Origin of the sequence: Paraburkholderia tropica, assembly GCF_914484835.1 — a bacterium.
GTDB lineage: Bacteria > Pseudomonadota > Gammaproteobacteria > Burkholderiales > Burkholderiaceae > Paraburkholderia > Paraburkholderia tropica_A.
Map to the genome: position 1 here is coordinate 273,368 of NZ_CAJZAR010000031.1, position 9,895 is coordinate 283,262.

General features: G+C 64.4%; 8 protein-coding genes and 2 tRNA genes. 6 read left to right on the forward strand and 4 right to left on the reverse strand.

Annotated features, from left to right (window positions below):
* Nucleotides 1-21: 21 nt before the first annotated feature.
* The 5 genes from lon (at nt 22) to LDO54_RS05500 (ending at nt 5,502) form a co-directional block, all read left to right on the forward strand.
* On the forward strand, nt 22-2,448 hold the full coding sequence (gene lon, locus LDO54_RS05480; RefSeq protein ID WP_224007584.1) for an endopeptidase La: 2,427 nt from the start codon (nt 22-24) through the stop codon (nt 2,446-2,448).
* A 291-nt stretch (nt 2,449-2,739) separates the two neighbouring features.
* A complete protein-coding gene (locus LDO54_RS05485; RefSeq protein WP_290371064.1) occupies nt 2,740-3,135 on the forward strand; it encodes an HU family DNA-binding protein in 396 nt (131 codons plus the stop codon).
* 88 nt (nt 3,136-3,223) lie between these two features.
* Nucleotides 3,224-3,299 (forward strand) — tRNA-Val (locus LDO54_RS05490).
* 80 nt (nt 3,300-3,379) lie between these two features.
* Nucleotides 3,380-3,456: transfer RNA gene (locus LDO54_RS05495), tRNA-Asp, on the forward strand.
* 102 nt (nt 3,457-3,558) lie between these two features.
* Nucleotides 3,559-5,502 carry a SurA N-terminal domain-containing protein gene (locus tag LDO54_RS05500; RefSeq protein WP_224007586.1) on the forward strand — a complete coding sequence of 648 codons (1,944 nt, stop codon included), beginning with the start codon at nt 3,559-3,561 and terminating at the stop codon, nt 5,500-5,502.
* 125 nt (nt 5,503-5,627) lie between these two features.
* Here the strand turns inward: LDO54_RS05500 and LDO54_RS05505 are convergent, their stop codons facing one another.
* Together LDO54_RS05505 and LDO54_RS05510 are read right to left on the reverse strand one after the other, a co-directional pair.
* Nucleotides 5,628-5,975: a hypothetical protein gene (locus tag LDO54_RS05505; protein WP_224007590.1), complete on the reverse strand. Its 348-nt coding sequence runs from the start codon at nt 5,973-5,975 to the stop codon at nt 5,628-5,630.
* 114 nt (nt 5,976-6,089) lie between these two features.
* Complete coding sequence (locus tag LDO54_RS05510) at nt 6,090-6,716, reverse strand: arylesterase (RefSeq protein WP_224007632.1); 627 nt, start codon at nt 6,714-6,716, stop codon at nt 6,090-6,092.
* 174 nt (nt 6,717-6,890) lie between these two features.
* On the opposite strand from LDO54_RS05510, the gene LDO54_RS05515 reads away from it, so the two are divergent.
* Nucleotides 6,891-7,622, forward strand: coding sequence for an ABC transporter ATP-binding protein (locus tag LDO54_RS05515; protein WP_436975509.1), 732 nt, complete (start codon nt 6,891-6,893; stop codon nt 7,620-7,622).
* 98 nt (nt 7,623-7,720) lie between these two features.
* On the opposite strand, the gene pgi is transcribed toward LDO54_RS05515, so the two are convergent.
* Together pgi and LDO54_RS05525 are read right to left on the reverse strand one after the other, a co-directional pair.
* Nucleotides 7,721-9,340 (reverse strand): glucose-6-phosphate isomerase, encoded by a 1,620-nt coding sequence (gene pgi, locus LDO54_RS05520; protein ID WP_224007596.1) that lies wholly within the window; start codon nt 9,338-9,340, stop codon nt 7,721-7,723.
* A 327-nt stretch (nt 9,341-9,667) separates the two neighbouring features.
* The coding region (locus tag LDO54_RS05525) for an NAD(P)H-hydrate dehydratase (RefSeq protein ID WP_290371065.1) at nt 9,668-9,895 on the reverse strand (228 nt) is incomplete at its 5' end.

Below are 9,895 nucleotides of genomic sequence, written 5' to 3' on the forward strand. Positions count from 1 at the left end.
TTCCACTCATGGGGAAATGAAATGTCAGGAACCCAACTCCTCCCGCCGGAACGCACCACGCTCCCGCTGCTCCCGCTGCGAGACGTCGTAGTCTTCCCGCATATGGTGATTCCCCTTTTCGTGGGCCGGCCGAAGTCGATCAAGGCCCTCGAAGCGGCGATGGAAGGCGGCAAGCACATCATGCTCGTCGCCCAGAAGACCGCTGCGAAGGATGAGCCGACCGAAAAAGACATGTACGAAGTGGGATGTATCGCGAACATCCTGCAAATGCTCAAGCTGCCCGACGGCACCGTGAAGGTGCTCGTGGAAGGCCTGCAGCGCGCGAAGACGCTCTCGATCGAAGAGCAGGAAACGCAGTTCTCGTGCGAAGTCATGCCGCTCGAGCCCGACCACGCGGACAGCGCCGAAACCGAAGCGCTGCGCCGTGCGATCGTCTCGCAGTTCGATCAGTACGTGAAGCTCAACAAGAAGATCCCGCCGGAGATCCTGACCTCGCTGTCGGGTATCGACGAGGCCGGTCGTCTTGCTGACACCATCGCCGCGCACCTGCCGCTCAAGCTCGACCAGAAGCAGCACATCCTCGAAATGTTCCCGGTCGTGGAACGTCTCGAGCATCTGCTCGCCCAGCTCGAAGCTGAAATCGACATCCTCCAGGTCGAAAAGCGCATCCGTGGCCGCGTCAAGCGCCAGATGGAAAAGAGCCAGCGCGAGTACTACCTGAACGAGCAGGTCAAGGCCATCCAGAAGGAACTGGGCGAAGGCGAAGAAGGTGCCGATCTCGAAGAACTCGAGAAGCGCATCACCGCCGCGCGCATGCCGAAGGAAGCCAAGAAGAAGGCCGACGCCGAGCTGAAGAAGCTCAAGCTGATGTCGCCGATGTCGGCGGAAGCCACCGTCGTGCGCAACTACATCGACACGCTGATCGGCCTGCCGTGGCGCAAGAAGAGCAAGGTCAACAACGACCTCTCGAACGCCGAGTCGGTGCTCGACGAAGACCACTTCGGTCTCGAGAAGGTGAAGGAACGCATTCTCGAGTATCTCGCGGTCCAACAGCGCGTGGACAAGGTCAAGGCGCCGATCCTGTGCCTCGTCGGGCCTCCGGGCGTCGGCAAGACCTCGCTTGGGCAGTCGATTGCGCGCGCAACGAACCGCAAGTTCGTGCGCATGGCGCTGGGCGGCGTGCGTGACGAAGCCGAAATTCGCGGCCACCGTCGTACGTACATCGGCTCGATGCCCGGCAAGATTCTGCAAAGCCTGACCAAGGTCGGCGTGCGCAATCCGCTTTTCCTGCTCGACGAAGTCGACAAGATGGGCATGGATTTCCGCGGCGATCCGTCGTCGGCGCTGCTCGAAGTGCTGGACCCGGAACAGAACCACACGTTCGCCGACCACTACATCGAAGTCGATTTCGACCTCTCCGATGTGATGTTCGTCGCCACGTCGAACTCGCTGAACATTCCGCCGCCGCTGCTCGACCGGATGGAAGTCATCCGTCTCTCGGGTTACACGGAAGACGAGAAGGTCAGCATCGCCCAGCGTTATCTCCTGCCGAAGCAGAAGAAGAACAACGGGCTGAAGCCGACCGAGATCGAAGTGACCGAAGGCGCGATCCGCGACATCATTCGCTACTACACGCGTGAAGCGGGCGTGCGTTCGCTCGAGCGCGAAGTGTCGAAGATCTGCCGCAAGGTCGTGAAGATGCTGCTGCTGAAGAAGGCCGACAAGGCCGTCACGGTGGACAGCGCGAATCTGGACACTTTCCTTGGCGTGCGCAAGTACGACTTCGGTCTGGCTGCGAAGGAAAACCAGGTCGGTCAGGTCACGGGTCTCGCGTGGACGGAAGTCGGCGGCGATCTGCTGACGATCGAAGCGGCGGTCATGCCCGGCAAGGGCAACGTGATCCGCACGGGTTCGCTCGGCGATGTCATGAAGGAATCGGTCGAAGCGGCACGTTCGGTGGTGCGTTCGCGTTCGCGTCGTCTTGGCATCAAGGACGAAGCGTTCGAGAAGCAGGACATCCACATTCACGTGCCCGAAGGCGCGACGCCGAAGGACGGTCCGTCCGCAGGCGGTGCGATGACGACGGCGCTGGTGTCGGTGCTCACGGGCATTCCGGTGCGTGCTGACGTTGCGATGACGGGCGAGATCACGCTGCGCGGCGAAGTGCTGCCGATCGGCGGGCTGAAGGAGAAGCTGCTCGCGGCGCATCGCGGTGGCATCAAGCTCGTGCTGATCCCGGAAGAGAACGTCAAGGATCTCACCGAGATCCCGGACAACGTGAAGAACGCCATCGAAATCGTGCCGGTCCGCTGGATCGACAAGGTGCTCGAACTCGCGCTCGAACGCGTGCCGCAGCCGCTGCCGGAAGACGAGGCCAAGCCCGCCGAAGACGCGAAGTCGCCCGTTGCCGAGTCGAAGGACGCGGCTAGCGAAGTCGTGAAGCATTAAGCGGCTTAACTACGCGACTTAATACGCGTCTTCATCAGCGTCATTTCGTAGCATCTACGTAGCACCCTTCGAAAACCCGCGGCCTGGTCCGCGGGTTTTTTATTGCGCGCGCCGAAAGGATCGTTGAGCTTGCAACCGCTTGCGCGCGTGGCGCGCGAGCTTGCCGGCGTATCTTCGAATCGGTCTTTGAACAAGCCTGCACGCCAGCCTTTCATTGGCCTTCGAAAGCCGCGTGCAAGCGGGCGGTATCGGGCGGAACCCCGCTTGACACGGGTCTTTCGGCCTCGTTAAATGAGCGGGCTCCGGCGCAGACCGGAGTCGTTATCGAACAAAGTTGATGTCTTCCCGGTGCGGCGCCGGCGTGGCTCATGGCGCGCGCCATCACGATTGCCCAACACATTCTCGGGGGCTGGAATGAATAAAACGGAATTGATCGACCATATCGCGCAGCAAGCCGACATCTCGAAAGCGGCGGCGGGACGCGCGCTCGACGCTGTGATCGGCGGCGTCAAAGGCACGCTGAAGAAGGGCGGGTCGGTCACGCTGGTCGGTTTCGGCACGTTTGCGGTCAGCAAGCGCACGGCACGCACGGGCCGCAATCCGCGCACCGGCGACGCCATCAAGATCAAGGCTGCCAAAGTCCCGAAATTCAGGCCTGGTAAAGCGCTCAAAGATGCGCTAAACTAGCGGGCTCGCTGCTTGATGAAGCGGCGCAGCAAAAGTCGCAGTGCCGCCGCAGTTTTTAGCGGGTTTTCGGCAGTCGGCGTATGAAGCTGGGTGCTTAGCTCAGTTGGTAGAGCGGCGCCCTTACAAGGCGTAGGTCGGGAGTTCGAGCCTCTCAGCACCCACCACAGTTTCATACGAGCCGCGCCGCAGCGCAAAAAGCGCTCGAAACCGCCGCAGGCGACACGGCGCACGCAGCAAACCGCATGGAGCGGTAGTTCAGTTGGTTAGAATACCGGCCTGTCACGCCGGGGGTCGCGGGTTCGAGTCCCGTCCGCTCCGCCAGACATCTCAGCAAGAAGGCGAACTCCGGTTCGCCTTTTTTGTTGGCCGCTGTTGTAATATCGGGCGTTCTGTTTTTTGGCGCTCTCCAACGCTTGGTCACGCATGCTCGACTTTTTCCGCAATCACAAACGGCTGATGATGTTCATGCTGCTCCTGGTGATCCTGCCAGGGCTCGGCTTCGTCGGCATTCAAGGTTTCCGCGGCTTTTTTGACGAAAGCGCGAATGTCGCGAGCGTCAACGGTCACAAGATCACGCGCGTCGAGTACGACAACGCGTCGCGTCAGCAACTCGACCAGGCGCGCCAGGTCATGGGCGCGCAATTCGACGCGAGCGTGTTCGACACGCCGCAGCATCGCAAGGACATTCTCGACGGTCTGATCCAGCAACGCGTGCTGCAGGACGAAGTCCAGCGTCTGCATCTCACCGCTTCCGACGACGCCGTGCGCCGCACGCTGCTCGCCGATCCGATCATCTCGTCGCTGAAGAATCCCGACGGCTCGATCGACCTCGACAAGTACAAGCAACTGCTCGCGATGCAGGGCATGACGCCCGAGCAGTACGACGAGCGCGTGCGCTACAGCATGGCGATGCAACAGCTTCCCGCCGCGCTGATCAACAGCGCGTTCACGCCGAAGGCGCTCGCGCAGCAGCTCACCGAGCTGTCCGAGCAGCAGCGCGACGTGCAGGGTCTAGCGTTCCGCGCGAACGACTACATCGCGAAGGTCCAGCCGACCGACGCGCAGCTGCAGGCGTATTACGACGCGCACAAGACCGACTTTGCCACGCCGGCCACGGCGCAGATTCAGTATCTGGTGCTGTCGGCGGCGACGGTCGCGGCTTCGGTTCAGCCGACCGATGCCGACCTCAAGAAGTACTACGACGACAACATCGCTCGCTACAAGAGCCAGGAAGAAGTGCGCGCGAGCCACATCCTGATCACGGTGGCGAAGGATGCAAGCGCGGCTGACCGCGCTGCCGCTAAGCAGAAGGCCGAGCAGATTCTCGCCGAAGTGAAGGCGCATCCCGACCAGTTCGCGCAGCTCGCGCAGAAGGATTCGCAGGATCCGGGTTCGGCGTCGAAGGGCGGCGATCTCGGCTACTTCGGCCCGGGCATGATCGCGGGTGGCCAGGCGTTCGACGACGCGGTCTTCAAGCTCAAGAAGGACGAAATCAGCGACGTGATCCAGTCGGACTTCGGCTATCACATCGTCAAGGTCACGGACATCAAGCCGTCGGTCACGAAGCCGTTCGACGACGTCAAGGCGCAGATCGCCAACGACGTGAAGGCGCAGCAAGCCGCCAAGCTGCTCGCCGACGCGAACGACGGCTTCACCTCGCTGGTGTACGAGAAGTCCAAGAGCTTGCAACCGGCCGCCGACAAGTACAAGCTGACGATCCAGACCGCCACGGTCACGCCGCAGCCGAACGCCACGCTGCCGCCGGACAGCCCGCTGAACAACAAGAAGTTCCTCGACGCCGTGTTCGCGACCGATTCGGTTGAGCAGCACAACAACACGCAGGCAGTCGACGTCGGCAACAGCACGCTGATCTCGGCGCGCGTAACCGACTTCAAGGCCGCCGCGGTGCCCGCATTCGCGTCGATCAAGGATGCCGTGCGTCAGAAGGTGGTCGCGCAGCAAGCCGCCGACATGGCGCGCAAGGACGGCGAAGCGAAGCTCGCCGACCTGCAGAAGTCGAAGTCGACCGATGGCTTCTCGTCGGCGCTGAAGGTGTCGCGCAACGACGCGCAAGGCCTGCCGCCCACCGCACTGTCGGCCGTGTTCAAGGCCGATGCGCAGAAGCTGCCCGCCTACGTGGGCGTCGACCTCGGCGCACAAGGCTACGCGATCTATCGCGTGAACAGCGTGACGAACGGCGCGGCCGCCGACGGCAACCGTCTCGCCGCCGCGCAGCAGCAGCTCGCGCAGGTCGCGGGTCAGTCGCAGACGCAGGCTTATCTCGATGCGCTGCGCGACCGTTCGAAGGTCAAGCTCTACGGCTCGCTCAACGCGTCGAGCCAGCAGAGCGACGGCGACGGCCAGTAAGCTCGCCTCGCGCTTCGAGGCAGACCTCAGGCGCAGACGCACACAAAAAAGCCCCGCGAAGTTCGCGGGGCTTTTTCTTTGCTGCGTACGTGGCGCGTGAAGCGCCGCGCCGCGTGCGCCGCCCGTCAGAGACAGGCGCTGATGTCGCCCGTGGCGTCGCTGCCCGCGCCGCCGCCGGCACGGAAGCCCACCCAGGTCTTGGCGTTGGCGTTCCACGCTGGGCGCACTGTCGCCGCAGCACCGTTAGGCGGCTGCTGGCCCGGCACGTAGACGTCGATCGCCTGGTCGTTCGCGAGCACGCTCTGCGACACGACCTGCTGCTGCGACTTGTTGGCCCACTTTTGCGCGATGCACTGCGCGACGGCCTGAGGCGGTTGCTGGCTGGTGCCGACCGATTGCGAGCCGCTCGGCATCGGCTGATTGGCGCAGGCGGCAAGGGCTGCCGTTACGACAATAAGAGGTAAATATTTCACGTTTTATCCCTCCAGTCAGGGTCATTCGAAAGTTAGACGAAGCCGCTCGTCTGGCGCAAAGATGTGACCCGGCACGCGACGCGCCTGCTCGTGAAAACGCGGGTGCCGCGCTTGTCAGCGCTGCGCGCCGCCGCCGAGTAGCGGCTTGAGCGTCGGCCACACGTTGTCGAGCAGCAAGGGCTGTGCCTGCTGGGTCGGATGCAGCTGGTCGGACTGGAACAGCTCGGGTTTGTCGGCGAGTCCGGCGAGCAGGAACGGCACCAGCGGCACGTTCAGCTCCTTCGACAGCTTGCCGTACAGGCCGTGGAATTGCTGAGTGTAGTCGGGTCCGTAATTCGGCGGCACGTACATGCCCACCAGCACGGGCCTGGCGTGGCCCTTGCGGACGGCGGCGACGATGGCGCGAAGATTGCTCTCCGTGGTGGCGAGCGGTACGCCGCGCAGCGCGTCGTTGGCGCCGAGTTCGATCACGACGACGGACGGTTTCATGCGCTGCAGCACGAGCGGCAGGCGCGCGAGCCCGCCGCTGGTCGTGTCGCCGCTGATGCTCGCATTCGCGACGCTATAATCGATTCGCTCACTCGCGAGGCGCTGACGCAGTAGCGCGACCCAGCCGGTGTCGCGCGGCAGGCCGTATTCGGCGGACAGGCTGTCGCCGAGCACGGCGATCACGGGTTTGGCCGCGGCGGGTTGCGTGGCGGTTGAGGTGGCGGCTGAAGTTGCGGCATGCGCGTCGCTCACGACGCCGGGCAGCGCGAGCGCGCCCAGCGAAACGCCGAACGACACGCTGAACGCAGCTCCGCACGAAACCGCGAGCGCCACGGCGCGGGCGCGGAGCGCGGGATGCAGGGTGCGGGCGGCGCGCGGTGCGCTGCGCCTTGTTCTGACAGCTAATCTTGGCTTCATCATGTGCGAATGAATAGCGATCCAGTCATCGAAGTACGGGGCCTGTGCAAACGCGTCACCGACGCGACCGGCGAACTCACGATCCTCGACGGCATCGATCTCACGGTGCACGCGGGCGGCAGCGTGGCGATCGTCGGCGCCTCGGGTTCGGGCAAGTCCACCTTGCTCGGCTTGCTGGCCGGGTTGGACAGCGCGAGCGCGGGCTCGGTTCGTCTGCTCGGACATGAGCTTACCGGTATGGCCGAAGATCAGCGCGCGGCGCTGCGCAACGGCTCGGTCGGTTTCGTGTTTCAGTCGTTTCAGCTGATGCCGCATCTCACCGCGCTCGAAAACGTCGCGCTGCCGCTCGAATTGCAGGGCGGCCTGAGCACACGTGAGGCGTTCGCCCGCGCGCGTGCCTTGCTCGAACGCGTGGGGCTCGGTCAGCGCACCTCGCATTATCCGAAGCTGCTGTCGGGCGGCGAGCAGCAGCGCGTGGCGCTGGCGCGCGCGTTCGTCACGCATCCGGCCGTGCTGTTCGCCGACGAACCCACCGGCAGCCTCGACGCCGCCACGGGCCACGCCGTCATCGACCTGATGTTCGAGCTGAACCGCGCGAACGGCGCGACGCTCGTACTCGTCACACACGATATCGATCTGGCGAAGCGCTGCGATTCGATCGTCACGATCGAGGCGGGCCATCGCGTGATCGATGGGGCGCATGCCGCGCACGAGGCGAGCCGCGTCGAAGCGGGGCGATAAAGCGGGGCGGCGATCAAACAAAAAGGCGTGCCGGTTTGCACCGCGCACGCCTTTTTTCATGGCATCGACGGATCAATGCGAATCAGTGCTTCAACGCCTCAACGCTTGAGCGCGGCACGCGCTTTCGCGATCAGCGCCGCCGTCGACGAGTCGTGCGCCTTCACGTCGCCGGCCGCTGCGGTGAGGTCGGCCTCGACCACCTTGCCGAGAATCTTGCCGAGCTCCACGCCCCACTGGTCGAACGGATTGATGTCCCACACCGAGGCCTGCACCAGCACCTTGTGTTCGTAGAGCGCGATCAGCGCGCCGAGCGAGCGCGCCGTGAGCGCGTCGACGAGCAGCGTCGTGGTCGGACGGTTGCCGGGGAACATGATGTGCGGCACGAGTTCGGGCTTGTCCGGCCCGGCGATCTTGCGCGCCTCTTCCTCGGTGCGGCCGAGCATCAGCGCCTCGCTCTGCGCGAAGCAGTTCGCGAGCAGCTTCGGATGATGATCGGCAAGCGGATGCTCGGGCGTGAGCACGGCGATGAAGTCGATCGGCACGATCGTCGTGCCCTGATGCAGCATCTGGAAGAACGCGTGCTGGCCGTTCGTGCCCGGCTCGCCCCACGTGATGGCCGAGGTCGCGTAGTCAACGAACTTGCCGTCCAGACGCGCCTGCTTGCCGTTGCTCTCCATTTCGAGCTGCTGCAGATACGAGGGCAGATAGTGCAATGCTTCGGAGTACGGAGCGACGAGATAGCTCTGCGAACCGAAGAAGTTGCGATACCAGATGCCGATCATGCCGAGCAGCACCGGCAGGTTCTTCTCGAGCGGCGCGGTGCGGAAGTGCTCGTCCATGTCGTGCGCGCCGGCGAGCAGTTCGTCGAACTGTTGCGGGCCGATCGCGATCATGATCGACAGGCCGACCGCCGACCACAGCGAATAGCGGCCGCCGACCCAATCCCACATCTCGAACACGTTTTCCTTGGCGATGCCGAACTTCACGACTTCGGTCGGGTTCGCCGAGACGCCGACGAAATGCTTCGCGAGCGCGTTTTCCGGGCAGCCGTGTTTCACGAACCAGTCGCGCATCGAGCGCGCGTTGGTCATGGTTTCGAGCGTCGTGAAGGTCTTCGAGACGATGATCGCGAGCGTTTCTTCCGGGTCGATGTGCTCGATCGTGCGCCACAGATCGGCGCCGTCGACGTTCGACACGAAGTGCGAGTCGATCTCGGGTGATTCCAGGTGCTGGAGCGCGTGCACGACCATCTTCGGCCCGAGATCCGAGCCGCCGATGCCGATGTTCACGATATGGCGGATGCGCTTGCCGGTGTAGCCGGTCCAGGCGCCGCTGCGCACGGCGTCGGCGAACTTCGCCATCTTCGCTTTCTCGGCGAGGATCTGCGCGTGGAACGGCGCGTTCGGCTCGGTGGCGCGCAGCGCGGTGTGCAGGGCGGCGCGGCCTTCGGTCGGGTTGACGATCTCGCCCGCGAACATCGCGTCGCGGCGCTGTTCGACGCCGGCCTCGTGCGCGAGCTGCACGAGCAGCTTCAGCGTGGCGTCGGTGATGCGGTTTTTCGAGAAGTCGGCGGCGAGCCCGCCGCCCGAATACGTGAAGCGTTCGGCGCGGGTCGGCGCGGGATCGTTGGCGGGCGCGAACCAGTCGCGCAGCTTGTCGTTGCGGATCTGTTCGTAGTGCGTCTGTAGCGCGGACCAGGCGGGGAGCGGATTCGTCATGTTCGTCGAGCGAGGAAAAACGAATGGAAGGCGGCGGGCGGCATCGGCCGGTCGGGCCGACGCGCGCATCACGCGCTGCGGGGAGGCGCGCGGCTTCTGTGGAAGCGGCGCGCGCGGAGGATCAGTATAGCGGGGCTGAGCGAAGCTGCGTGCCGCTACGGCGATCGACGGGCGAGGTTAGCAAACGGCATGCCGCGGGTGTGCCGCGCCGTGGCGGCGCGCTGGCGTGCTGGCGTGCGCGAAATTCGCAGCCATCTTTCGGCGCGTGGGTCGGTGGTGAAGTTGGCGGCCAAGTTGGCGTTCAAATCGCCGTCTGTTCGCCGTCTGTTAAGTCGCCGTCTGGTTGCGCGAATAAAAACGCCGGTTCAGCAAGCGCCGCACCATCGGCGCGAGTTCGCCCGCCGTGAGCCCGGCGGGACCGTCGCCTTGCGCGACCAGCGTATCGGCGGCGAGTCCGTGCAGATAGACGCCCGCGAGCGCCGCTTCGAACGGTGGCAGGTGCTGCGCGAGCAATGCGCCGATCAGGCCGCCGAGCACGTCGCCGGTGCCGCCGCT